Annotated in this window: 17 protein-coding genes and 1 pseudogene; 2 read left to right on the top strand and 16 right to left on the bottom strand. The window is 66.6% G+C overall.

Annotated features, from left to right (window positions below; translation table 11 throughout):
* The first annotated feature begins 11 nt into the window (after positions 1-11).
* Positions 12-1,115, top strand: a complete 1,104-nt coding sequence (sfnR, locus tag J3B00_RS13445; RefSeq protein ID WP_209867972.1) for a sigma54-dependent transcriptional activator SfnR — start codon at positions 12-14, stop codon at positions 1,113-1,115.
* A gap of 55 nt (positions 1,116-1,170) precedes the next feature.
* Here sfnR and J3B00_RS13440 read toward each other — a convergent pair whose 3' ends face one another.
* The 7 genes and pseudogenes from J3B00_RS13440 to J3B00_RS13410 all read right to left on the bottom strand — a co-directional run bounded on the left by J3B00_RS13440 (position 1,171) and on the right by J3B00_RS13410 (position 11,420).
* A complete protein-coding gene (locus J3B00_RS13440) occupies positions 1,171-2,553 on the bottom strand; it encodes an MFS transporter (protein WP_209867971.1) in 1,383 nt (460 codons plus the stop codon).
* Positions 2,550-3,761 carry an acyl-CoA dehydrogenase family protein gene (locus tag J3B00_RS13435; RefSeq protein WP_209867970.1) on the bottom strand — a complete coding sequence of 404 codons (1,212 nt, stop codon included), beginning with the start codon at positions 3,759-3,761 and terminating at the stop codon, positions 2,550-2,552. The genes J3B00_RS13440 and J3B00_RS13435 overlap by 4 nt, the downstream gene beginning before the upstream one ends.
* Before the next feature lie 9 nt (positions 3,762-3,770).
* A pseudogene (locus tag J3B00_RS13430) lies at positions 3,771-5,483 on the bottom strand (ABC transporter ATP-binding protein).
* Complete coding sequence (locus tag J3B00_RS13425) at positions 5,480-6,343, bottom strand: ABC transporter permease (RefSeq protein WP_209867969.1); 864 nt, start codon at positions 6,341-6,343, stop codon at positions 5,480-5,482. Before J3B00_RS13425 ends, J3B00_RS13430 begins: the two are co-directional and overlap by 4 nt.
* Positions 6,340-7,329 (bottom strand): ABC transporter permease, encoded by a 990-nt coding sequence (locus tag J3B00_RS13420; protein WP_209867968.1) that lies wholly within the window; start codon positions 7,327-7,329, stop codon positions 6,340-6,342. Before J3B00_RS13420 ends, J3B00_RS13425 begins: the two co-directional genes overlap by 4 nt.
* The gene (locus J3B00_RS13415; protein WP_245362805.1) at positions 7,326-8,918 is read right to left on the bottom strand and encodes an ABC transporter substrate-binding protein; all 1,593 of its coding nucleotides are present in this window, start codon (positions 8,916-8,918) and stop codon (positions 7,326-7,328) included. Before J3B00_RS13415 ends, J3B00_RS13420 begins: the two co-directional genes overlap by 4 nt.
* A gap of 336 nt (positions 8,919-9,254) precedes the next feature.
* Positions 9,255-11,420: a TonB-dependent siderophore receptor gene (locus tag J3B00_RS13410; protein WP_209867966.1), complete on the bottom strand. Its 2,166-nt coding sequence runs from the start codon at positions 11,418-11,420 to the stop codon at positions 9,255-9,257.
* A gap of 260 nt (positions 11,421-11,680) precedes the next feature.
* On the opposite strand from J3B00_RS13410, the gene J3B00_RS13405 reads away from it, so the two are divergent.
* The gene (locus J3B00_RS13405; RefSeq protein WP_209867965.1) at positions 11,681-12,535 is read left to right on the top strand and encodes a CAP domain-containing protein; all 855 of its coding nucleotides are present in this window, start codon (positions 11,681-11,683) and stop codon (positions 12,533-12,535) included.
* A 30-nt stretch (positions 12,536-12,565) separates the two neighbouring features.
* On the opposite strand, the gene J3B00_RS13400 is transcribed toward J3B00_RS13405, so the two are convergent.
* The 9 genes from J3B00_RS13400 to J3B00_RS13360 form a co-directional block, all read right to left on the bottom strand.
* Positions 12,566-13,765, bottom strand: coding sequence for an MFS transporter (locus J3B00_RS13400; RefSeq protein WP_209867964.1), 1,200 nt, complete (start codon positions 13,763-13,765; stop codon positions 12,566-12,568).
* Positions 13,766-13,877: 112 nt separating this feature from the next.
* Positions 13,878-14,777: a LysR family transcriptional regulator gene (locus tag J3B00_RS13395; protein WP_209867963.1), complete on the bottom strand. Its 900-nt coding sequence runs from the start codon at positions 14,775-14,777 to the stop codon at positions 13,878-13,880.
* A gap of 90 nt (positions 14,778-14,867) precedes the next feature.
* Positions 14,868-16,520 carry an ABC transporter ATP-binding protein gene (locus J3B00_RS13390; protein WP_209867962.1) on the bottom strand — a complete coding sequence of 551 codons (1,653 nt, stop codon included), beginning with the start codon at positions 16,518-16,520 and terminating at the stop codon, positions 14,868-14,870.
* Positions 16,517-17,374, bottom strand: a complete 858-nt coding sequence (locus tag J3B00_RS13385) for an ABC transporter permease (protein WP_209867961.1) — start codon at positions 17,372-17,374, stop codon at positions 16,517-16,519. Before J3B00_RS13385 ends, J3B00_RS13390 begins: the two co-directional genes overlap by 4 nt.
* Positions 17,375-17,481: 107 nt before the next feature.
* Positions 17,482-18,537: an NADP(H)-dependent aldo-keto reductase gene (locus J3B00_RS13380; RefSeq protein ID WP_209867960.1), complete on the bottom strand. Its 1,056-nt coding sequence runs from the start codon at positions 18,535-18,537 to the stop codon at positions 17,482-17,484.
* A 172-nt stretch (positions 18,538-18,709) separates the two neighbouring features.
* Complete coding sequence (locus J3B00_RS13375; protein WP_209867959.1) at positions 18,710-20,062, bottom strand: LLM class flavin-dependent oxidoreductase; 1,353 nt, start codon at positions 20,060-20,062, stop codon at positions 18,710-18,712.
* A gap of 14 nt (positions 20,063-20,076) precedes the next feature.
* A complete protein-coding gene (locus J3B00_RS13370; protein WP_209867958.1) occupies positions 20,077-21,333 on the bottom strand; it encodes an acyl-CoA dehydrogenase in 1,257 nt (418 codons plus the stop codon).
* A gap of 21 nt (positions 21,334-21,354) precedes the next feature.
* The gene (locus tag J3B00_RS13365) at positions 21,355-22,287 is read right to left on the bottom strand and encodes an ABC transporter permease (RefSeq protein WP_209867957.1); all 933 of its coding nucleotides are present in this window, start codon (positions 22,285-22,287) and stop codon (positions 21,355-21,357) included.
* Positions 22,284-23,867, bottom strand: a complete 1,584-nt coding sequence (locus tag J3B00_RS13360) for an ABC transporter substrate-binding protein (RefSeq protein ID WP_245362804.1) — start codon at positions 23,865-23,867, stop codon at positions 22,284-22,286. Before J3B00_RS13360 ends, J3B00_RS13365 begins: the two co-directional genes overlap by 4 nt.
* Positions 23,868-24,319: the final 452 nt, after the last annotated feature.

Below are 24,319 nucleotides of genomic sequence, written 5' to 3'. Positions count from 1 at the left end.
AAGGCACGCTCATGCAACTGCTGACCCTCCCCCCGTCTCCGTCATTGGCTACCTCGATCAGGGCGACCGCGCAGGTCTTCGAAGACCCCAGATCACAGGCGCTGCTCGCCCACCTGCAACAGGTCGCCCCCAGCGAGGCCAGCGTCCTGATCATTGGCGAGACGGGCACGGGCAAGGAGCTGGTCGCACGCCACATCCACAACCTCAGTGGCCGGCGCAACGGGCCGTTCGTGGCGGTCAACTGCGGGGCGTTTTCCGAGTCGCTGGTCGAGGCCGAACTGTTCGGCCATGAGAAAGGCGCCTTCACCGGCGCGCTTGCCGCCAAGGCCGGATGGTTCGAGGAGGCCAACGGCGGCACGCTGTTTCTCGACGAGATCGGTGACCTGCCGTTGCCCATCCAGGTCAAGCTGCTGCGCGTACTGCAAGAACGTGAGGTGGTCAGGCTCGGTTCGCGCAAGAGTATCCCGATCAATGTGCGGGTGCTGGCGGCGACCAATGTGCAATTGGAAAAAGCCATCAATGCCGGGCACTTCCGCGAAGACCTGTATTACCGGCTCAACGTCGTCACCTTGTCGCTGCACCCCTTGCGCGACCGTCCTGGCGATATCCTGCCGCTGGCCCGGCACTTCATCCGTACCTACAGCGAGCGCCTGAGTTACGGCCCGGTCGAGTTGAGCCTGCGCGCGCAGGCAAAGCTGGTCGAGTACAGCTGGCCGGGGAACATTCGCGAGCTGGAGAACGTCATCCATCACAGCCTGCTGACCTGTGGCGATGGCGAGATCCAGGCGCAGGATCTGCGCATGTCCAACCTGCGCCTGGAGCGCCAGGAAGAGGGCCCGGCGGGGGCCGGTGGCAGCGTGGAGGACTTGCTGCAGCAGGCGTTCAGCCGGCTTTATGAAGAGCAGCCGGGCGAGCTCTACGAGAAGGTCGAGAATGCCTTGTTGCGCTCGGCGTATCGCTTTTGCCATTACAACCAGGTGCACACGGCGCAGTTGCTCGGGCTGTCACGCAACGTCACCCGAACCCGGCTGATTGCGATTGGCGAGCTGGTGGTGAACAAGCGCCGTAGCCAGGAGCAGCCGCTGGATAACCGCGTGGTGCGGTTGTCGATCTAGGGATGTATCAGGGCCGGCCTCTTCGCGGGGCAAGCCCTGACACGACACCGACCGTTCAGTTGGCCAACCGCCGAAACACCCACCCCGACATCACGCACAGCAGTGCACATACCAGCATCACCGTGGCAATGTCCGCCACCGAGGTCTCGACCCGCCCGTCGCTCCCGGCCAACAGCCCGAGCATCACCCCCGCCAGGCTCACCGACATGGCCATGCTCAACTGCACCGACATCGCCGACAGCGAACTGGCCGCCGCCGAGCGCTCGCCTGGCACATCCTGGTAACTGGCCGCGCCCAAGGTGGAGAATTGCAACGAGCGCACTAGCCCCGCCGCAAACAGCACCACGGCCATCAGCCACACCGCCGTGTCGCGGTCGAACGTCGCGCATAGGGCGATGCCCAGCCCGCTCGCCACCGCGTTGCAACTGAGCACCCGCCGGTAGCCATAGCGGCGCACCAGCGGCACCGCCAGCAACTTCATCAACAAGGCCCCTACGCCGCCACTGACCACCAGCCAGCCGGCCGCCAGCGGGCTCATGCCCAGGCAATTCTGCAACAGCAGGATCAACAGAAACGGCTGCGCCGCCGACCCCAGGCGAAACAAACCACCGCCCGCCTGGGCCACGCCAAAACTGCGCAAGCGCAACAGCGACAGGTCGACCAGCGGGCTGGCATGCCGCCGCGCGTGCAGCAGGTAGCCCAGCGCACACACCACGCCGCCGCCAATCAAGCCCAGCGCCCAAGCCTGCGGCAGCTGGCCCAGCCCCAGAGACTCCAGGCCAAACACCAGCATGGCCAGCGCGCCCCCGCTCAACAGCAAGCCGCGGTAGTCCAGTGGCGGTACCTTGCGCGGGGCAAAGTCCGGCACGTGCCTGAGAATCAGCACGCAACCGACCAGGCAGATCGGCAGGTTGACCAGAAAGATCCAGTGCCACGACAACACCGTCACTAGAAAACCACCGAGCAACGGCCCCAGCAACGGCCCGACCAAGGCCGGCAAGGCCAGCCACGACATCGACTGCAGCAGTTGCTCGCGGCTCGACCAGCGCAAGATGATCACCTGCCCCACGGGGGTCATCAAAGCCCCCGCCGCGCCCTGCAGCATGCGCCCCAGGCACAGCTGCCAGAGCGACTCGGCAAAGGCACAGGCCAGTGAAGCGGCGGTGAACAGGCCCATCGCCAGCAACATCACCTGGCGCGGGCGAAACCGCTCGGCAGCCCAGCCACTGAGCGGCACGCACAGGGCCAGCGCGAGCATGTACACCGATACCACCAGGTTCATGCGCAGCCCCGGTTCGCCGAAGTCGGCAGCCATGCTCGGCAGCGCGGTCATCACCGCCGTGCTGTCGAGCAGCTCCATGAACAGCGCGGCACCGATGATCACCGGCACCTTGGGGCTTTGCAGATGGCCGACCAGCGGGGCCGGCTGGGCCGTCAAAACAGCCCCGAAACGGGCGGCCGGGTGCCTTTGAGGTACCACGCGCCGACCACCGCCGCCTTCCATTGGCGCGGGTTGTGGTTGGCCACGGTGCGCGCGTTGCGCCAGTGCCGGTCGAGGTTGTGTTGACGCCCGGTAGTGGACGCGCCGCCCACCTCGAACACGGTCTCGGCCGCCTTCAGCGCCAGCTCCGCCACCAGGTACTGCGCCTGGGCCACCTCAAGTGCGGCCTGTTCTACTGCGGCCTCATCCAACTGCGCGGCCCAGGCCCGGTCAATTCCCGCAGCGGCTTTGAGCACCAGCGCCTCGGCGCCAAACGCCCGCGCGGCGATATCGCCCACCGACAGCTCCACGTACGGGTCATCTACCGAACGCTGGGCACTGCTGTGCTTGATCGGCCGGGCATGCTCCCGAGCGAACTGGCTGGCATCGTTCAAGGCATTGCGGGCGATGCCCGCCAGCACCGTGCCGAGAAACAACTGCAAAAACGGCGTGACGATGGTGCGCTTGCCCTCTTCCACCGTGCGCGTGCGAATATCGCTGGGCTCGACCCGCACGTTGTGCAGGCGGGTGGTGCCACTGGCGGTCAGGCGCTGGCCCATGGCATCGAAGTCGTCCACCAGTTCCAGGCCCTCGCGATCACGCGGCAGGATGAACGACACCGGCTGCTCGTCCTCGTCCAGCGCCACTGCGCTGACGTAGTCGGCAAACAGTGCGCCGGTGCTGTAGAACTTGCTGCCGTTGGCGCGAAAGTGCTCGTCCTCGCGCACCAGGCGCGCGGCGATCGCGCCATTGGCGCCGCCCAACTCCCAGCCGGCATTGCCGATAACGGCACCTTGCAGGTAGCGCGCAAACCAACGTTGGCGCTCTTCTTCGGCGCCCTCGGCCGAGGCTGCCAGCAGGCCCTCGACGAAGGCAAAACCCGGGCGCAAGGCTTGCGCAACATTGGAATCAGCCGCCGCCACCTGCAACAGCAGCGCGATCACATCACTGACGCTGCCGCCGGGGCCACCGTATTGCTGGGGGATACGCACGGTATAGAGCCCGGCAGCGGCCAGTTCGGCAATCGCTGCAAACGGCAGGCTGCGCTCCCGTTCGCGCTGAGCGGCACCGGCGGCGATCGCCGGCAGCAGGGCAACAATGCGCGCCTTGAGCGCCTCGACGGTGGTGGCTGGCGCTTGTGCGGGGAAACGTTGAAAGGTGGTCATGGGCAGTCCTTAGATGGCAATTTTCCAGAGTCGTGATTCGTCGAACAGGTCGAAGGCTTCGTGTTCCAGGTCCAGCGGCGGCACCACCAGTTCGGCACCGCTGCCGGGCAAGCGCGGCACCGAACCCAACAGGCGCCGGGTGTATTCATGAGCCGGGCGCTCGAACAACTGCTCGACCGGCGCCTGCTCCACTACCTGACCGTGACGCATCACCAGCACGTCGTCGCTGACATGGCGGATCACCCCCAGGTCATGCGAAATGAACAGGTAGGCCAGGCCCAGTTCGTCCTGCAGGTCCGCGAGCAAGTCGAGCACCTGCGCCTGCACCGAGACGTCCAGCGCCGACACCGGCTCATCACAGATGATCAGCCGTGGCTCGCTGGCAATCGCCCGGGCAATCGCCACCCGTTGCCGTTGGCCACCGGACAACTGCAACGGACGGCGCACGGCCAGCCCGGCGGGCAGGCGCACCTGATTGAGCAGTACCGCGATCCGCGCCGGGCGCGCCGCCGCTTCGATACCGGTTACCTGCAAGGCGTCGTCGAGAATCTGCGCGACCGTCCAGCGCGGGTCGAAGGAGCCGAGCGGGTCTTGGTAGATCACGCTGATCTCGCGCCGCAGCGGCCGGCGGCGGGCTTCGACGATGGCCTCGCCTGGCAGGTTCCACGGCTGGCCGCGGTACAGCACCTAGCCGTCATCCGGGGCCAGCAGGCCGAGGGCGATACGCGCCAGGGTGGTCTTGCCCGAGCCGGATTCGCCGACGATGCCCAGCGTACGCCCGGCGCGCAGGCTGAAGTCGACACCGTGCAACACCTCGCGCACCCGCCCATCCGGGCCGGCGTAGCGCTTGCCCAGGCCACGCCCTTCGAGCAGTACATCGCCGTGGGCGCGGACTGCGATCGGTCGGGCCTGGCCTGCGCGCTGCGGCGACAAGCGCGTACCCCGCGGGTGCTCGGCGGGCACCGCCGCCAGCAAGGCCTGGGTATAAGCATGCTGGGGCTGGCGCAGCACCTGCTGCATCGGCCCCTGCTCGACCACCTCGCCATGGCGCAGCACCACCACCTCATCGGCCAATTGCGCAACCACCGCCAGGTCGTGGCTGATGATCAACAGCGCGGCGCCGCGGGCCTTGATCTGCTGGAACACCTCGAGAATCTGCGCCTGCACCGTGGCGTCCAGCGCAGTGGTCGGCTCGTCGGCGATGACCAGCGCCGGATCCAGCGCCAGCGCGCTGGCGATCAAGGCGCGCTGGCGCAAGCCGCCGGACAACTGCCCCGGACGCTGGCGCGCGCGCAGGGCGACGTCCGGCACCCCGACCCGCTCAAGCAGCTCGAGCACCCGTGCCGCACGTTGCTGACGGTCGCCGTAACGGTGGGTTTGCAGCACTTCGAGAATTTCCTTGCCGACCGGGCGCAACGGGTCCAACGAGACCAGCGCATCCTGCAGCACGAAGCCGATCTGCTTGCCGCGCACCGCACGCCACTGCCGCTCGCTCTGGTCAAGCAGATCATGCCCGCCGAAGCTGAGCTGGCGCGCCGCCACGTCAGCGCGCGCTCCAGCCAGGCCGACCAGGCTGCGGGCACTGACACTCTTGCCCGAGCCCGACTCACCCACCAGCGCCACGCAGCGCCCCGGCGCCAGGGTGAAGCTGAGGTCACGGACGACGCTGGTGCCGGCGAAAGATACCGTAAGGCCATCGACGATCAGGGTGTTATCGCTCATGGCAGACGGCCCTCCAGGCGCTGTTGCAGGTAGCGGCCAGTCACCGTCGTGGCCAAGGTGGTCAGTACGATGAACAGGCCCGGAAAGAACGTCAGCCACCAGGCATTGGCGATGAAGTCACGGCCCATCGACAACATGGTGCCCCACTCAGGCGCCGGTGGCCGGGCGCCAAGGCCAAGGAAACTCAGGGCCGAAGCCCAGACGATGGCCTGGCCAACGCCCATGGTCAGGGTTACCAACAACGGTCGCATGGCGTTGGGCAGCAACTGGCGCAGGACGATCCGCGAGGTGGGATGGCCGAGCGCCCGCGCCGCTTCGATATAGCCTGAGTTGCGCACTGCCAGCACCTGGCCACGGACCATGCGCGCATAGCCGGGCGCACCGCCCAGGCCGGTGGCGATGATCAACGGCCCGATGCCGCTGCCAAACACGGCAACGAACAGCAGCGCCAGGACCAGGCTGGGAAAGGCGAACAGCACCTCCAGCAGCCAGCCCACGCTGCGGTCGATCCGCGCACCGCCGAGGCCGCCGAGCAGGCCCAGGCTGATCGCGATGGTCATCGACAAGGCCGTGGCCGCAACACCGATCAACAGGCTCTGGCGGGCGCCATGAATGATCCGCGCAAAGATGTCGCGGCCAGACTGGTCAGTGCCCAACCAATGCGCCCAACTGGGCGCCTGGAATGCTTCCCGCGGGACGATCGCCAGCGGGTCGATGCGGGTGAACAGCTGGGGCAGCAGCGCCGCCAGCAACAGGGCAAAGAGAAACCCCAGTGCCAGGCTGGCGCCCAGCGGCGGCAGGCACAGCCGCCGTTGACGACGCAGCGGGGCCTGCGCCCGCTCAATAATCAGTTCGCTCATGGCGTGGCCTCCTGTTGGCGTGGGTCGATCCATTGGTAGAGCAGGTCCACCAGAATGTTGGCCAGCACATAGCCGGCCGCTACCACCAGGCTGATACCGATCACCAGTGGCAGGTCCTGGGCCTGCACCGCCTGGAACAGCTGGCGGCCGACGCCCTTGCGGGAAAAGATCACCTCGCACACCACCGCGCCGCTGATCAACGCGCCAATCGCCCAGCCCGACAGCGACACGCCAGGCAGCAAGGCGTGACGCAGGGCATGCCGGAAACGCACCGCAAGGTCACTCAGGCCACGGGTGCGGGCGGTCAAGATAAAGGGTTGCTCAAGAGTCAGCTCGAGCGATTCGCGGGTCACCTGGGCAATGAACCCGGCCAAGGGAATGGCCAGGGAAAACGCCGGCAGGACCAGGCTGGCCAGACTGTCGCTGCCAGCCGGCGGAAACCAGCGCAAGCCGAAGGCGAACACCGCCAGCAAGACTACGCCGAGCCAGAAGTGAGGCAGCGAAGCACTGACGGTTTCCAGCAGCGAGGCCAGCCCGCCGACCAGCCGCCCGCGACCAGCGCTGACCACCGTCAACAGCAGGACCAGCACCCAGGCCAGCAGCAAGGCGGCCAACGTCAGCTCCAGGGTCGCCCCGCCCTGCTCTGCCAGCACCCGCGTCACAGGCTGATGCTGCGAGTAGGAAACGCCCAGATCACCTTGGACCAGCCGGCCCAGGTAAACCAGGTACTGCACCGCCAAGGGTTTATCCAGGCCGTACTCAACACGGGTGGCCTCGATTGTCTCCGGGGTCGGGTTGCCACTGGGCCCGCCAAGGATCGCCAACACCGGGTCGCCCGGCATCAGCCGCAGGGCGAAGAAGGTCAGGGTTGCCACCGCCCACAACACCAGCACGCCGCCCGCCAGGCGGATGAGCGCCCGCCGGCCAAGTGCGACCAGCCGTTCGCGGCGCGGATCGGTTACTGCCAAAGGGCTTGCACTGCTCATTTGGTCACCCATGCGTCATACAGGTAGGTCACCGCCAAGGACGGCTCCAGGCGCACGCCGTGGGCGGTCTTGTAGATGCCCAGGCGCGTGCTTTGCGGGTAGGTGGTGAGTTGCAGGTATTGCCCGGCGGCCTGCTGCTGCGCCTGGAGATAGAGGGCGCGGCGCTGGTCGGCGTCCTGAGTGGCCAGGGCGCGATCGAGCAAGGCATCGAAGCCTGGGTCGGCGTAGCCCGAGGAGTTCTGGTGGTAACCGCCGACCCCGGCCGGCTGGACGAACGCCGAACTGAAGATGATGCGCAGTACGTCCGGGGTGTTGGTGTTCCAGTAACCGGTGCGGATGTCGTAATCCCAGGCGGCCTGGCGAGCGGTGACCTGGACGTCGCTCATCTGCTCGAGGATCAGCTCCAGGCCGGCCTGGCGGGTGGTGGCCTGGACCTGCTCCCACAGGGTCAGCTCCGAGGGCGGCGTACGCGCCCCGATCAGCACGGTGGCGCGCAGGCGCTGGCCGTCCTTGGTGCGATAGCCTTGGGCGTCACGGCCAGTCCAGCCGGCTTCGTCGAGCAGCGTCGCGGCGCGGGCGGGCTGGTAGTCCTGGCTGTGCTCGAAGTCGCCGCTGTAAAACGGCGTGGCCACGCTGAGCGGGCCGCCGGCTCTTGGAAACTCGCCGAAGTACACGCTCTTCAGCGCGCCGTCGATGTCGGCGCTGCGCACGAACGCCTCACGTACGCGGATATCGTCGAACGGCGCCCGACGCAGGTTGAACGTGCCATTGGTAGGGTTGCCCGGACGCTGGGCGACGATCAGTTCGACCTCCGGATTGCGCCGCGCCGCTTCGTGCGATTCAGGCGGCAGCGTTTCGATCACGTCGACTTCGCCGGCCTGCAGCGAGGCAAAGCGTACCGAGGGCTCCTGGATGAACTTCCAGACAATCCGCTCGAGGTAGGCCGGGCCTTGGTGCTGGGCGGTTGGCGGGGCCCAGTTGTAGTCAGGGTTGCGCACCAGTTCAACCTGATTCTGGCGGTCCCAGCGCACCACCTTGAACGGCCCGCTACCGACCGGGCTCTCGCAGTTTTCGTCACGGCTGCGCTTGAGCGCGGTGGGCGACTGGATGCCGAGAAAGCCCTGCGCCAGGACCTCGAGAAACGCCGCATAAGGTGTGGCCAGGTGCACCACCGCGGTGTACTCGTCGAGCACATCGGTACCGCGGTACTGGCGGATATAGCCGCCGGCGGTGCTCGACTGGGTCTTGGGGTTGCTCATGTGGTCGAGGTTGGCCTTGACCGCCTCGGCATTGAACGGCGTGCCATCGGTGAAGCGCACGTCGCGGCGCAGGTGGAAGGTGTAGCTCAGGCCGTCGACGGCCACCTCCCAGCGCGTCGCCAGCCACGGCCCGATGTGGCCGGCGCTGTCCATCGAGACCAGCGAGTCGAGGTACTGCTGGGCGACGAACACCTGCGGCATGTCGCCCGCCACGTGCGGGTCGAGGCAGGTGGGTTCACGGTCGGTGGCATAGACCAGGGTACCGCCATGCACCGGCTGGTCGCTGTGCAGCGCCGCCTGCTCGGCACGCTCGCAACCGATCAGGGCCAGCGCGGCGCATAGCGGGATCAGGGGAAGGATGGGAAGGTTCAAGGTCGCTCCTGCGCGGGCCCATGGATGGTAAAGGGGCTATTGCAGGAGTTGTGCCGGGTTTCAAAGGCCTGACTTTATTGGGGTTTGCGGGGTAGCCAGTGAATGGCGGGAGGCAAAGTGTAGGGTTGCTGTTGTGCTGGCAACAGTTGCCTGCACAATCCCTGTAAGCGCGGCGGTGCGGCGATCCGACTTGCCCCGCGAAGAGGCCGGTCCAGGCACCGTGGTGTATGGCACCGGCTGCGCCGGTTTCGCGGGTCAAGCCCGCTCCTACAGGGATTGGCGGCGCCCCGAGGCTCAGAAATCAATCGACCCGGAAAACTTCACCAACCGCGGATCGCCCTGGGTCAGGTAGCCGCCATTGGCCGACGCCCAGTAATTCTTGTCAGTCAGGTTCTCGACATTGACCCGCAAGGTGATGTCCTTCTGCTGAACCGAGAAGCGGTACCGCGCGCCCACGTCAAAGCGGTTCCAGGTCGGCAGGCTGAGGTTGTTGGCCGGGTCGGCATACTGCCCGCCGGTGCGCAGCATGCGCGCATTCAGCGCCAGCCCTTGCAACCCTGGCACATCCCAGTCGACGCTGGCATTGAGCTGGAAGGTCGGCACACCCACTGCATGGTTGCCATCGTTGCTGCCGTTCAAGGTGTTGTTCAGCTCGGTGTCCATCCGCGTGCCACCGGCCATCAAACGCAGGCCGGCAAGCGGTTCGCCGAACACACTCAACTCGATGCCCTTGTTGACCTGCTCGCCATCTTGAACAAATACGTTGCCCTGAACAAAACCATCCGTGGGCCGCTCGATGCGGAACACCGCCAGGTTGGCGCCGAAGGTCTGGTAGTCCAGCTTGAGCCCCGCTTCGACCTGCTTGGTCTCGGCCGGCGGAAACACCTGGCCGGCATTGATCACCTGCCCCGACGCCGTAGCGCCCTGGGCCAGGCCTTCGATGCGGTTGGCATACAGCGAGATCGACGGGTTGAGCTTGTAGACGATGCCATACACCGGCGTTGTCACCGACTCGTCGTAGAACGCATTGCGCCCAGCGTCCGGCCCCTCGCCGTCATAGGCATAGCCTTCGACGCGCAATTGCTGGCGGCGTACGCCAGCCGTGAGCAACAGGCTGTCGTCGAACAGGCCGACGGTATCGGACACGGCAATACTGCGGTTGCGCGTCTTGCCGGTCACACCCGGGTCATCCAGCTTGCCACCGACAAAGGTCGGCGTGGTCGGCTTGGGCAGCGGGTCGGTGGTGTAGATGTTGGTCGCCTGCGAGTTGTAGAAGACGAAGGCATTCTCCTGCTGAGTCCAGATCGTTGCCGCGCCGATGTTCAGCTGATGACTGACCGGGCCGGTCTGAAAGCGCCCATTGATGCCGCCCATGAAGGTGGTGTTGTCTTCGTTGTGGGGGATCTTCGAGCCGCCGATGGTCGCCGCGCCGCTGCTGTCGGTGAGAATCGGCGTGCCATAGAAACCGTTCTCGTGGGTGTGCTTGGCCCCCCCCGCCAGGTACGCGCTCCAGTTGTCGTTGAAGTCGTAGTCGCCGCGCACCATACCGAAAGTGTCCTCGGTCTCGGTCCAGGCCCAGTCCTGGCCATAGTTATGGTCGGCGTCCGGCGCCCGCGGGATGTCAGTCACGCCGGCCCCCAGGCGTACCGAGTTGCGCAGGTGGTTGACGCGCTGCTTCTGGTAGCCGAAGTCGCTGGAAACGCGCAGCTTGTCGCCGCGGTAGTCCAGGCCGACCACAAACAGCTTGCTGCGCTGGTCCTGGTCGTCGATGCCAGTCTCACCCTCGCGTTGCGACAGGTTCAGGCGCACGCCAAAACGGTTGTCCTCACCAAAGCGCTGGCCGAGGTCGAGGTGCTCGCCGAGGCGACCGTCGCTGCTGATGTCCTGGGTATAGCGCCGGGTCGGCGTGTCACCAGCGCGCTTGGGTTGCAGGTTGACGTTGCCGCCCAGGCCGCTACCGGTCGGGCTCGCGCCGTTGAGAAAGGCGTTGGGCCCCTTGAACACCTCGACCCGCTCGACGGCATCGGGCGCGATCATCTGCCGTGGCAGTATGCCGTACAGGCCATTGAAGGCCACGTCGTCGCCATTGAGCGGCAAGCCGCGAATGACAAAGACCTGCGCCTGGTTGCCGAAGCCGAACGACTGGCGTACCGACGGATCATTGAGCAGCACATCACCGATGTCTTCGGCTTGCTGGTCCTGGATCAGCTGCGAGGTGTAGCTGGTCATGGTGAAGGGCACATCCATCATGTCCTGATTGCCGAGGATGCCCATCTGCCCACCGCGAGCGACCTGGCCACCGGCATACGGCTCCGGCACCTGGCTGGGCGACGGCTTGGCAGCCTCGGCATTGATGGCGGTGGCATCCAGCTCGACAGCACCGTCCGCCGCCTGGGCATTGACGGCAAGGGAACAGCAGAGGGCCAGCAGGGTCGGACGAAAAGGACTGGGTCGTGCCATGGAATGCTCCTGGTACAGCATAGGTTGAAGCCTTCCTGGCAGATGAGAAATGAATAGCGACTGAGTATTGTTTCTAGCCGAGGTTAGGAATTATTACCAAATCGTCGCACTTTCTCCCCGACCAGCGGTCTACTGCCTCTTTTGCCGCTTATGTGTCTTTTTCGGCCGTTTTCATGAACTGCATGACCAAGGGCCAAAAGCCCCGTGCTTGTGTAGGATGAGCAGCGCAAACCACGACGCTGCCAGATAGGGAGATATACATGCGCGTCCTGTCATCCGTTGCCTGCTTCGCCCTGCTGTCCCTGGGCGTTTGCGCCGGGGCCCAGGCCTTTACCGGCGAAGAGGGGCAACTGATCGAATCGATCAACGCTTACCGCAGCCAGGCCCAGCGTTGCGGCGATCAAGGCTCGCTGGAGCTGCCGCCGTTGAGCAGTGATACCCGCCTGGCACTGTCGCCAGAGGGCACCCGCGACCTGCAGCAGGCGATGACGCGCGCGGCGTATCCGATGGTCAATGTTCAGGCGATCAGCCTGTCTGGGCCGCGTGATGCGAAATCGGCGATGAACGCCATCGCCGAGAGCTTCTGCCAAGTGGTGCTCGATCCGCAGTTCGTCGACATCGGCGTCAGCCAGGAGGGCCGCGACTGGCGTATCGTGCTGGCGCGGCCGTTGCTCAGTGGGCGCCTGGGCGACTGGCAGGCCGAGGGGCAAAAGCTGTTGCAGGAGATCAACGCCGCGCGCAAGGTAGCGCGCCAGTGCGGCGGCCAGCCCTTCGCGGCGGCGTCGGCGCTGGGCTGGAACACCACCCTGGCCGGGGTTGCCGCGAACCATACGCGGGCCATGGCCAACCATAACTACTTCGACCATATCGACCGCGACGGGCGCACCCCGGGCGACCGTGCCGAGCTGGCGGGGTACCAGTACCGGCTGATTGGCGAAAACATTGCGGCTGGGCGCGATACACCGCGCAAGGTCGTTGACGGCTGGCTGGCCAGCCCGGGGCACTGTGCGACCTTGATGAACCCGGACTTCAGCGAATTGGGCGCGGCGTATGCGGTGGACCCGAAGAGCGATGCCGGCATCTACTGGACCGGCCTGTTCGGCGCGCCGCAGTAATCAGGGGCTGCCTGGCAGACCCTGGCCAACTCAGCCCCTGCGCAAGACCATCAAGAACATCCCCAGCGCCACCACCGGCAACCCAGCCCCTACCAGCGCCACACCGTGCCAGCCAAACTGGGTATACAGCGGGCTGGCCACCGCCGAGCCGAGCGCCCCACCGAGAAAGATGCTGGTCATGTACAGCGCATTGAGCCGGCCGCGGCTGGCCGGGTCCAGCGCGTACACCTCACGCTGACCGATGACCATGTTCATCTGCACGGCAAAATCCAGCAGCACCCCGGTCAAGCCCAGACCGATCACCGTATACCCCGGCGCACTGAGCCCCAGCAGCAATGCCAGTGGCGCCAGCACCAGCGCCAACAGCGACCCGCGCCGCGCATGCCCGGCATCGGCCAGGCGCCCCGCCAGTGGCGCGGCAACCGCACCCACCGCGCCCACCAGGGCGAACAGCGCGATCTGGCTCTGCGACAGCCCATGCTCGCCGGCCAAGGCCATCGGCACTGCCGTCCAGTACAAGCTGAAGGCGCCGAACATCAAGGCCTGGTACAGCGAGCGTTGGCGCAGCAGCGGATAAGCTTTGAGCAGGCTCACCAGCGACGCCATCAGCTGCGCATAGCTGGCCTTGTGCTCAGGCACCCGCCGCGGCAAGGTCAGGGCCAGCAGGACGATGATCGCCAGCATGACCCCGGCCGCGCCGATGAACACCGTGCGCCAGCCGAAGTGGTCGGCCACCAGGCTCGACAACGGCCGTGCCAGCAGGATGCCCAGCAGCAGGCCGCCCATGATGTTGCCGACCACCCGGCCCCGTTGCTGCTCGGGCGCCAGGTGCGCCGCCAGCGGTATCAGCATCTGCACCGAGACCGAGCTGAAGCCGATCAGCAACGCATAACCGAGAAACAGCGTGCCCTGGCCAGGGCCGCTGGTACCGGCCAACACCAGGCTGACGCAGGCCATGATGGCGGTCGCGATCATCAGCCGGCGGTTTTCCACCAGATCGGCCAAGGGCACCAGCAACAACAAGCCCACCGCGTAACCGAGCTGGGTCAGCGAGACGATCAGGCTGGCGTGCTCGCTGGAGAGGCCCAGGTCGGGCGCGATCAGGCCGACGATAGGCTGGGCGTAGTAAATATTGGCGACGATGGCGCCGCAGCAGAATGCCAGCAAGGTCACCAGGGCCCGGCTCAGGCCTGCGGTTGACGGCTGGGTGACAGCGATGGAAGGGTTCATTGCAGGTGCCTCGGCAATTGATGGGACATGCCGGGCACCTTACCGAGGCACCGCGACCGAGAGAATCCGCTGCGCGCGCAACGTGCCTTTGCGCCTGACGCAACGCTCGCGTTCAGTGTTGCAGTAGCGCTTCGCAAAAGCCGACAAAGGCCTGTACCCGGCGCGAGCCACGGTGGTTGGGCAGGTACAGGGCATTGATGCTGCAACTGGCCGTGCCGGGGCTGACCTGCCAGTCGGCAAACAAGCGTTGCAAGCGCCCCGCCTCGACATCTTCGCGCACCAGCCAGTCGGCCAACAGGGCGATGCCGCTGCCGGCCAATGCCGCCTCGCGCAACAGGTCGGCATTGGCGCTGCGCAGCGGGCCGCTGACCTCCAGCTGCAGCGCTTCATCGCCGCAGTGCAGTTGCCAGGCCCGGCCTGATTGACCATAGCGAAAACGCAGGCAGGCCAGCTCGAGCAATTGCTGCGGATGTGCCAGCGGTTGCCGGCCTGCCAGATACGCCGGGCTGGCGACCAACCAGCGCTCGAAGTGGCCCAGCCGTCGGCAGACCAACTCATCACTCGGCGCTGGCTCGCCGAGGCGAACGGTCAGGTCATAGCGCCCTTCAAGCAGGTCATCGAAGCGGTCACTGAGGTCGATGTCCAGCTCCAGCCCCGGGTGCGCGGCGAGAAACCGCCCCAGGTGCGGGGCAATCACTCGCCGGCCGAACTCCACCGGCAGGCATAGCCGCAGCACACCCACCGGCTCTCGGCCACGGTCGGCGACGCTTGCATCGGCTTCGGCGAGCGCTTCGACGATGTCCCGCGAACGTGCGTAGTACTGAGTGCCAGCCTCGGTCAGGCTGATCTGACGGGTCGAGCGATTGAGCAGGGTTGCGCCGAGTTCGGCTTCCAGCGCATCGACCAGGCGCGTCACCGACGAGGTGGCCACACCCAGTGTACGCGCCGCAGCAGAAAACCCACGGGCCTCGACAGTGGCCATGAAGGCCTTGATCGCCAGCAGCTTGTCCATTGGCTTTGTTCTGTCTGCTAAAAACTGGAACCTTCCTACAATGGGACTGCGCAAGCAACTGTCGGTGTCCTTTGGCGCCCGCCAACAGCGCTAGACTGCCAAACGTCGCACCCACATCGGCTGCGCCGGTGGCAAGCCGGGCACCGCGTCCAGCAGCGCGCGGGTATACGGATGGCGTGGCTGCCCCAATACCTGCCCTGCCGCGCCCTGTTCCACCACGCGCCCACCGTGCATCACCAGCACCTGGTCACTGACCTGCTCAACCACACCCAGATCATGCGAGATGAACAAGCAGGCCAGGTTCAGATCAGCCTTGAGCTCGGCCAGCAAGGCCAGGATTCGCGCCTGAACCGAGACATCCAGCGCCGACACCGGCTCGTCGCACACCAGTACCCGCGGTTTCATCGCCAACGCCCGGGCGATCGCGATGCGCTGGCGCTGGCCGCCGGACAACTCCAGCGGACGCCGGTCCAGCACCGTCACCGGTAGTTGCACCCGGTCGAGCAAAGCCGCCGCTTCAGTACGCTGCAGCGACCGCGGCACGCCTGCCTGGGCCAGCGCTTCGGCGAGTACGCGCAAGACGCTGTAGCGCGGGTCGAACGAGCCCAGCGGGTCTTGGAACACCACCTGGATGCCCTGCCGGGCTTGGCGTCGCTGCACAGCCGACAACGCTAGCCAATCCTCCCCGCAAAACTGCACCTGGCCCTGATCGGGTTGTTCCAGGCCCAGCAGGATCCTGCCCAAGGTGCTCTTGCCCGAACCGGACTCCCCCACCACGCCCAGGGTCTGCCCCGCACGCAACTGCAGTGACACATCACTCAACACCTGGCGGGGCTGGCCGTCCGGGCCGACAAAGGCCTTGCCCAGGTCACGCGCTTCCAGGAGTACAGGCTGTTCGACGGGGGTCATGGCAGGCTCCACCAGGCTCAGCGCCGGCTGGGCCGGGCGCTGGAAATGCACCGCCCGCGCCGCCGCCAGCAGGCGTTGGGTGTAGGGATCTTGAGGGTCCTGAAGGATCTGTTCGGCACTGCCCTGCTCCACCACATGGCCTTGGCGCATGACAACCACCCAGTCCGCCAGGCGCGCCACCACGGCCAAGTCATGGCTGACCATCAGCAGGCTGTTGTCCTCGCCGCGCAACTGCTCAAGCAGCGTCAGGATCTGCGCTTGCACCGTGGCGTCGAGGGCAGTAGTCGGCTCATCGGCGATCAACAGCCGCGGCCGGCAGGCGATCGCCGAGGCAATCAGCGCGCGTTGGCGCAGCCCCCCGGACAACTGCCAGGGATACTGCCGGGCACGCACCTGCGGCTCCGGCACGCCGACCTCGCCGAGCAGCTCCAGCACCCGCAGACGGCGCGCCTCGGAGCCAAGGCCGGTATGCAGGCGCAGGGCTTCCTCGATTGCACTGCCAACCCGCCGCAACGGGTCGAGCGAGCCCAGCGCATCCTGCATGACAAAGCCGATCTGGCCGCCGCGCAGGCGCTGAAAACCGGCCTCGTCCAGCCCGCGCAAATCGCGCCCGGCAAAGGCCAGGCGCTGCGCCTGGACCTCGGCGCCCGGGCCACTGAGGCCAACCAGCGTGCGCGCGGTGACACTCTTGCCCGAGCCAGACTCGCCGACCAGCGCCACGCACTGCCCTGCACGCACCTGCAGATCGACTCCGTGTACTGCCGGTACGCCGTTGAAACTCACCCGCAAGCCACGGATGTCCACCAGCGCTGAAGCGTTGTTCAAATCGTTCATAGCTGCTTGCCCTCGCTGCGCCGCAGCCAGTCACGGCCAATGGCGCTAATGGAAACTACAGTCATGCTGATCGCCAACGCCGGCCAGGCCATCAGCCACGGCGCATTGGCCATGAAGTTGCGGGCCACGGCCATGGTCGCGCCCCACTCCGGCGCCGGGGGTGGCGCGCCGAAGCCAAGAAAGCTCAAGGCCGCCGCCGCGGTGATCGCCCCGCCGAGGCCGATCAAGGCCAGGATCAGCACCGGCTGCACGGCATTGGGCAAGACATGCCCGAGCACCACCGCCGACGGCCGTCGGCCAAGGGTCAGCGCCGCCTCGACGAAACCGGCGTGGCGGATGCTCAGGGTCTGCGCGCGCACCAGGCGGGCGTAGCGCGGCACCGCTGCGATGCCCACGGCGAGGATCAGGTTGGTCGTGCCCTGACCGAACAGGGTGATGATCACCAGAGCCAGGAGCAGGTCAGGAAACGCCAGCAGCACATCCACACCGCGCATCAGCAGGTTGTCCAGCCAGGCCGGCGCCAGGCCCGCGAGCAGCCCGAGCAAGGTGCCCAGGCCGAGCCCGACCAGGGTCGCGGCGAGGCCGATGAGCAACGACGGCCGCGTGCCATGGATCAACCGGCTGAGCACGTCGCGGCCATTTTCATCAGTGCCCAGCCAGAAGTGAGTGCTCGGCGGCTGGTAAGCCAGCCGGGCGTCGGCCCACAACGGGTCGGCCGGCGCCAGCCAGCCGGGCAGCAGAACCGCCAGCAGCAACAGGGCGAGGATCGTCCAGGCCAGGCACAGGCCCGGACGCGCCAGCCGCTTGCTGCGGGGGCGGGATAAGGGCCTGAGCGGTGCAGTGATCGCAGTCATGTCTGTCCTTGTTGTGTCGACGGGGGCGGCCTCTTCGCGGGGCAAGCCCGCTCCTACAGGGGCGGCGGCGAGCACAGCACCTAGGGCAGCGGGTGTGCCAGCGAATGTCAGGGGGCCGGGTTGAAGATGCGCCGGTGCACGGCCTGGATCTCGTTCAGCAGCGCGTCGTCGAGCTGCACCTCGAGCGCGCCGAGGTTTTCCTGCAACTGCGCCAGGCTGGTCTGGCCGGTGATGGCGCTGGCCACGAACGGCTGGCGGATGACGAAAGCCAGCGCCAGCTGCGCCGGGCTCAGGTTGCGACTGCGGGCCAGCTCGACGTAGCTGGCAATCGCTGATTGGGCCTCGCTACTGCCGTAGCGGTTGAAGGTGCGGTACACCGACGACAGCCGCGCGCCGGCTGGCTGGGCGCCATTGAGGTATTTGCCGGTGAGGGTGCCGAACGCCAGCGGCGAGTACGCCAGCAGGCTCACGCCTTCGCGGTGGCTGAACTCCGACAGGCCGTTCTCATAAAGGCGATTGAGCAGGCTGTAGGGGTTCTGGATGCTGGCGATGCGCGGCAGCTGCTGGTCTTCGCTATGGCGCAGGAATTGCGCGACGCCCCACGGGGTTTCGTTGGACACGCCGATATGGCGGATCTTGCCGGCCTTGACCTGTTCGTCGAGCACCACCAGGGTTTGCTGGATCGCGGCGCTGTCCGGGTGGTCATCGAGATAGGGGTATTCGCGGGCACCGAAGATGTTGGTGGTGCGGTCGGGCCAGTGCAGTTGGTAGAGGTCGAGGTAATCGGTCTGCAGGCGCTTGAGGCTACCGTCGAGGGCCGCGACGATGTTGCGCCGGTCGTGATGCGACAGGCCATCGCGGATATGCGTCTGCCCGGCCGGATCACGCGAGGGGCCGGCGATCTTGCTGGCGAGGATGATCTTGTCGCGGTTGCCGCGGGCCGCCAGCCAGGTACCGATGAAGCGTTCGGTGGTGGTCCAGGTGTCGGCGTGGGTCGGGGTTGGGTACATCTCGGCGGTGTCGACGAAGTTGATCCCGGCGGCGAGCGCGGCGTCCAGTTGCTGGTGGGCATCGTGCTCGCTGTTCTGGTGGCCCCAGGTCATGCTGCCGAGGCTGAGCAGGCTGATGTTGAGGTCGGTGTGGCCTAGGCGGCGGTAGAGCATTGAGGTGATCCTTGAGTTATGGCGTTCGGTAATACAATCGTGGGGCTGCTGCGCAACCCTCTCGCGACACAAGGCCGCTCCCACAGGTACCGCGCAAGTTTCGAGAACGCCGCCGTACCTGTGGGAGCGGCCTCGTGTCGCGAAAGGGCTGCGCAGCAGCCCCCAGCGTTCATCAGGCAGACACCGCACGGCTGAGCGCCGCAGGGCCATACTGATTGACGGCCTTGGGCAGCCCGAGGTGATCGCGCAAGGTCCGCCCCTGATACTCCCGACGGAACAACCCACGCTTCTGCAACAGCGGCACCACCTCTTCGACAAACACCTGCGCGCCCGACGGAAACATGTCCGGCATGATGTTGAAGCCATCCCCCGCCCCGGCCAGAAACCACTCGGCCAAGGTCTCGGCGACCTGCTCCGGAGTCCCCACGGCCAACCGGTGCCCAACCAGAATCCGCCGCGACAACTGGCGAATGGTCAGGTTCTCGCGCCGTGCCAGATTCAGCTGCGCCTCAAGAAACCCATGCGAGCCACGTTCGAAGTCGGCCACCGCGCCGATCCGCGCCCACGGCAATGGCGCATCCGGGTCCAGCTCGCTGGCATCGATACCGATGCGCCCCGCGACCTGCTGCAGCAGCCCGTGCTCGCCGTGCCAGGCATTGAGCTGGTCGAAGCGCGCATGCGCCTCGGCCTCGGTACTGCCGATCACCGTCGACAAGCCCGGCATGATCTTCAGGTGCTGCGGATCACGCCCCCAGGCCTTGGCCCGCTGCTTCATCTCGCGGTAGAAGGCCAGACCGTCGGGCAAGGTGGTCTGGGTGGTGAAGATCGCATCGGCGTAACGTGAGCCGAGCGCCTTGCCGCCCTCCGACGAGCCCGCCTGGACCAGCACCGGCCGCCCCTGCGGCGAACGCGGCAGGTTGAGCGGGCCTTTGACCTGGAAGTGCTTGCCGTGAAAGTCCACGGTATGCACCTTGCCCGGGTCGGCGAAACGGCCGTTGGCGCGGTCGCCGACAATCGCGCCCTCCTCCCAGCTGTCCCACAGCTTGAGGGTGACGTCGACAAACTCCTCGGCGCGGCCATAACGGTCGCCATGCAGCGGCGCGCCGGCATAGCCGAAGTTCTGCGCCGCCGCGTCGCCGGCGTTGGTGACCACGTTCCAGGCCGCCCGGCCAGCGCTGACATGGTCCAGCGAGGCAATCCGCCGAGCGAGGTTGAACGGTTCGTTGTAGGTGCTGGAGCAGGTGGCGATGACGCCGATGCGTTCAGTCGCCGCTGCCACGGCGGTGAGCAGGATGGTCGGCTCCAGGCGGCCGCCCGGCTGGCTGGCGACATCCGGTGGCAGCGCCGGGCCGTCGGCGAGAAAGATCGCGTCGAGGCAACCGCGCTCGGAGATGCGCGCGATGTTGCGGTAGTAGTCGACGTCGATGTAGGCGTCGAGCGCGGCCTCACCCTGGCGCCAGGCGCCAGCGTGGGAGCCGAAGCCGAGGATGTTCATGCCTAGGCTCATCTGCTTTTGTTGGGTCATGCTCGTTCTCCTGTTCAGACGGCGCTGGCTTCGTCGCGAGCGCTTTGCCCATCGCTGGCCGCTGCCTGCCTGGCGCGCCAGGCGGCGGCCGGGCTGACACCATTGAGGTAGTAGTCGCCCAACGCCTGCTCGCGATAGATCGCCGGGTTGTGCGAGGCCAAGGTGCGCGCGTTGCGCCAGTGCCGATCAAGGCGTCGACTGTTGCTGGTGGCCGAAGCACCGCCCACCTCGAACAGCAAGGTGGTGGCTTCGAGCACTTGCGCGAGGACGATCTGTTGGGCCTGGAAGGTGACGATCTCGCTGTCGGTATACAGCTGCTCCGGGACGGCGCCGGCCTGGCCGGCATCGACCACCGCCTGCAAGCTCTGGCCGACCGCGCTGACCTGCGCCTGCGCGGCAAACGCCAGGCTGGACAAGCGCCCGACCACCCGCTGCACCAACGGGTCGGCACCCGGGTTGGACTGCCCCGGCACGCCGAAGGCCCGCGTACGACCCTGGACAAAGGCCACGGCATCGGCCAATGCGGCGCGGGCGATACCCGCCAGGGTGGCCAGGTGCACCGCCTGGTAGAACGCCGTCAAGTAGGACTCGGCGCGCAACTCGGTCTTGGCGAAGCGGCGCAAGATGTGCGCGGCGGGCACCGCCACCTGGCGAAAGCGCGTGGTGCCACTGCCGGTCAGGCGCTGGCCGAAACCGTCCCAGTCATCCACCACCTCTACTCCGGGGGCAGCGGTCGGCACCGCCAGGCTGACGAAGTCGTCACCGTGGTTGGCCACCGCCGCGACCCAGTCGGCATAGACGGTGCCAGTGCAGTAGTACTTCTCGCCATCGAGGCGGTACTCGCCCGCGGCGTCCTCGCTCAGTTGCACGGAGTTGCCGGTACTGTCAGTGCGTTCGGCCATGGCCGCGCCCCACAGCTCACCAGCCACCACGCGGGCAAACCAGTAGTCTTGCGAGGCGGCATCGGCAGACGCCAGCCGGCCCTCAACAAAGCCGAAGTGCGCCCGCAGGATTTGCGGCAGGTTGGCGTCGGCCTCGCCCAGGTACACCAGTTGCCGCAGCAGTTGCGCCAGGCTCGCCCCCAGGCCGCCGTGCTCGCGCGGCACGCGCAATGCGCCAAAGCCGGCTTGGCGCAGCCAGGCGACCGGCTCATGGGCCAGCGTACGCTGCTGCTCACGGGCCACGGCGCCGGCGGCAATACGGTTGAAGATCGGTGCAAAGCGCGCATCCAGCTCGGCGTCGCTAATCGCGGTTGAGGACTGTTGACTCATGTCGGTTCCTTTCACGGGGATTCAGTTATGCGCGGTGCGCGGGTCAATGGCCTGGGTGAGCAGGTCCACCAACAGGTTGACCAGGACGTAGAGGGTCGCGGCCAGCAGCGTTACCCCGAGCACCAGCGGCACGTCCTTGTTGGCGGTGGCATCGAGCATCAGCCGGCCGATGCCTTGACGGCCAAACAGCAATTCAAGAATCACCGCGCCGCCGAGCAGGCTGGCGAACACGTAGCCGGCCAGCGTCACCAACGGCACCAGGGCGTGGCGCAGGGCATGGCGCAGGCGCACGCCGGTATCGGACATGCCGCGGGCACGCGCCTGGGTGATGAAGGGTTGTTCCAGCACCTGTTCCAGAGCCTGGCGCAGCACCTGGGCAAGCACCGCTGCCAGCGGTAAACCGAGCGCCAGGCTCGGCAACAGCAGCGACTGCCAACCCTGTGAGCCGGACGGTGGCAACAGGTGGAAGTAGAAGGCGAACACCAGCAGCAACACAGTGCCGATGACAAAGTTGGGCACCGCCGACAGCACCAGTTCGATGCCCGACACCAGCGCCCGCAAGCGCCGCCCGCGATTGGCCGTGAGCAACGCCGAGGCCAGTGCCAGCAGCACCGCCAGCAGCGCCGCGCTGCTGGCCAGGGCCAGGGTCGCGCCGAGCTGTTCGGCAATCGCCTGGCCAACCGGGATGCGCAAGCGGTACGACTCGCCCAGATCGCCCTGGGCCAGGCGTGCCAGATACTTGCCGTACTGCACCCACAGCGGTTGGTCGAGGCCGTACTCGACGCGCACTTGCTCGAGCATCGCCGGGGTCGGCATGGCGTCCGGCCCGCCGAGGATCGCCAGGGCGGTGTCACCACCGCTGTGCTGCATGCCGAAAAAGGTCAGGCTGGCGGCGGCCCACAGCACGACCAGCCCGTCGCGCAGGCGCCGCAGCACGGTTGGCAGAAGTCTCATGGTTGCTCCTTGGCCAGCCACACGCTGGTGAACAGGGGAACGTTGTGCGAGCCATCGAACAGCACGCCGCCGACCGCCTTGCGGTAGGCCAGGAGCATCTGGCTCTCTACCGAAGGCACTGCCGGCACGGTTTCGCCCAGGCGCTGCTGGGCCTTGCGGTAGAGGCTGCGGCGCAGGTCCGGGTCGGTGCTGCGGCGGGCCTCGCCGAGGTACTGGTCGAGTGTGGCGTCACGAAAGTGGCCGACGTTCTGGCCGATCATCTTCGCGCTGGGGATGGCCTGGCTGTGGTAGAGGATGAACAGGCCATCGGCCGTGTTGGTGTGCCAGTAACCGCCGCCGATGGCATCGAAGCTGCCGGCGTAGCGCAGTTGCATGACCCGCGTCAGCGGCAGCACCTCGATGGCCATGTCGAAGCCGATCTTGCGCAGGTCGGCCTGCACCGCCACCGACACGTTGGCCGGGAACGCCGGGTTGTCGTAGGTCAGCAAGGTCGCCTGCAGGCGCTGGCCGGCGCGGGTACGAAAGCCTGCCGCGTCGCGCCCGGTCCAACCGGCGGCATCGAGCAGACGGTTGGCCTCGGCCGGGTCGAACGCCAGCGCATCGCGGGCCACCGGGTCGTAGCCTGGGGTGTTCACCGCGAGGAAGTCGCCCTTGGCGAGAAACTCGCCGAAACCGGAAATCCACGCCAGGCCGTCACGGTCGATGGCCTTGGCCAATGCCTGGCGCACGCGCACGTCGTCGAACGGTGCGCGCTCCACGTTGAAGGTGATGCTGCGCGCCGGATTGCCCTTGCGGATCCGGCTGCGCAGGGTTAGCTGCGGGTTGGCGCGGATTGCCGCGGCGTTCTGCGGCGGCGCGTCCAGGGCCATGTCGCTGTCGCCGGCGTCGAGCGAGGTGTAGCGGATCATTGCCTCGGGCACGTAGCTCAGTTCGATGCGCTGCAGGTAGGCCGCGCCGCGGTGATTGATCGCTGGCGGCGCCCAGTCATAGCCGTCACGGCGGGCGAAGCTGGCGCCCTGGTCGCGCACATAGTTGTCGAGCACGAACGGCCCGCTACCGATCGGTCGGGTGGCGATGGTGCGCGGCGCTTCGCGGATCTGCCGCGGCGAGATCATGCCCAGCCAGGCTTGCGACAGCACATCGAGAAATGGCGCGTAGGGCTCGCGCAAGGTTGCCTCGAAGGTAAACGCATCGACTACCCGGCCCTTGAAAAACGGCGCGATATATGCAGCCGCCAGCGGCGACTTGGTGGCCGGGTCACGCATGTGTTCAAGGTTGAGCCGCACCGCCTCGGCGTTGAACACCTCGCCATCGCTGAAGGTGACGTCGTCGCGCAGGTGAAAGGTGTAGGTCAGGCCGTCGGCGCTGATTTCCCAGCTTTTCGCCAGCCAAGGTGTGAGGGTGCCGTCTTCGGCCTGGTACACCAGGCAGTCGAAGAGCATGCGCCCAAGCCACTGCATGTTGCCGTGCGACAGCGCATGGATATCGAAGCTGCCCGCATCGGACGCGGCCGACACCCGCAACGTGCCGCCGCGCACGCCTTCGCCTTGCTCGACAAAGTCGCTGGCGGGGTACCGCATGATGCCGTTCACTTCATTCACCGCCTCGCCCCTGAGGGCGCTTGCGGTCTGGGGTGGCGTGGGCGGCGAACACGCGCCAAGTATCAACGCACAACCCAGCAGGCAGGGGCGGATGATTACCGAGATTGCACTGCCCACGCGGGGGTGGCTCACGCCAACTTTCGCACGCACCGTTGAAACTCTCCTTATATAAGACCGATACGTTCGGCCTTTTAACGCGTCTCTCGAGCGTTACAGGAAAGTTATTGCAGATGTCATGCCAGCCTTTTAACCGCTGTTTAATGGACTTTTCCGCGCCTGCTCAGTTGCTGCACAGTACAAACTGTCTGCGGGGTGTTCAAAACCCAACACTTAGCGATCAAACCCTCTCTACGACGGGCTGCAAGTTGTAACTCCAGGCGATTTCACAAAAAGTAATCAGCCTATAATCAACACTGTTCACTGCCCAACAG

This window comes from Pseudomonas sp. BP8 (assembly GCF_017875955.1).
Lineage (GTDB): Bacteria > Pseudomonadota > Gammaproteobacteria > Pseudomonadales > Pseudomonadaceae > Aquipseudomonas.
Note: the sequence above shows the minus strand (reverse complement) of the source record. Positions and strands in the feature narration are given on the sequence as shown.

Bases quoted from the DNA above. Each gene is read 5' to 3' on its own strand.
- sfnR (WP_209867972.1), top strand. From the start codon at position 12: ATGCAACTGCTGACCCTCCCCCCGTCTCCGTCATTGGCTACCTCGATC.
- J3B00_RS13435 (WP_209867970.1), bottom strand. From the start codon at position 3,761: ATGACCACCTTTCAACGTTTCCCCGCACAAGCGCCAGCCACCACCGTC.
- J3B00_RS13425 (WP_209867969.1), bottom strand. From the start codon at position 6,343: ATGAGCGAACTGATTATTGAGCGGGCGCAGGCCCCGCTGCGTCGTCAA.
- J3B00_RS13420 (WP_209867968.1), bottom strand. From the start codon at position 7,329: ATGAGCAGTGCAAGCCCTTTGGCAGTAACCGATCCGCGCCGCGAACGG.
- J3B00_RS13410 (WP_209867966.1), bottom strand. From the start codon at position 11,420: ATGGCACGACCCAGTCCTTTTCGTCCGACCCTGCTGGCCCTCTGCTGT.
- J3B00_RS13405 (WP_209867965.1), top strand. From the start codon at position 11,681: ATGCGCGTCCTGTCATCCGTTGCCTGCTTCGCCCTGCTGTCCCTGGGC.
- J3B00_RS13400 (WP_209867964.1), bottom strand. From the start codon at position 13,765: ATGAACCCTTCCATCGCTGTCACCCAGCCGTCAACCGCAGGCCTGAGC.
- J3B00_RS13395 (WP_209867963.1), bottom strand. From the start codon at position 14,777: ATGGACAAGCTGCTGGCGATCAAGGCCTTCATGGCCACTGTCGAGGCC.
- J3B00_RS13390 (WP_209867962.1), bottom strand. From the start codon at position 16,520: ATGAACGATTTGAACAACGCTTCAGCGCTGGTGGACATCCGTGGCTTG.
- J3B00_RS13385 (WP_209867961.1), bottom strand. From the start codon at position 17,374: ATGACTGCGATCACTGCACCGCTCAGGCCCTTATCCCGCCCCCGCAGC.
- J3B00_RS13380 (WP_209867960.1), bottom strand. From the start codon at position 18,537: ATGCTCTACCGCCGCCTAGGCCACACCGACCTCAACATCAGCCTGCTC.
- J3B00_RS13375 (WP_209867959.1), bottom strand. From the start codon at position 20,062: ATGACCCAACAAAAGCAGATGAGCCTAGGCATGAACATCCTCGGCTTC.
- J3B00_RS13370 (WP_209867958.1), bottom strand. From the start codon at position 21,333: ATGAGTCAACAGTCCTCAACCGCGATTAGCGACGCCGAGCTGGATGCG.
- J3B00_RS13365 (WP_209867957.1), bottom strand. From the start codon at position 22,287: ATGAGACTTCTGCCAACCGTGCTGCGGCGCCTGCGCGACGGGCTGGTC.
- J3B00_RS13360 (WP_245362804.1), bottom strand. From the start codon at position 23,867: ATGCGGTACCCCGCCAGCGACTTTGTCGAGCAAGGCGAAGGCGTGCGC.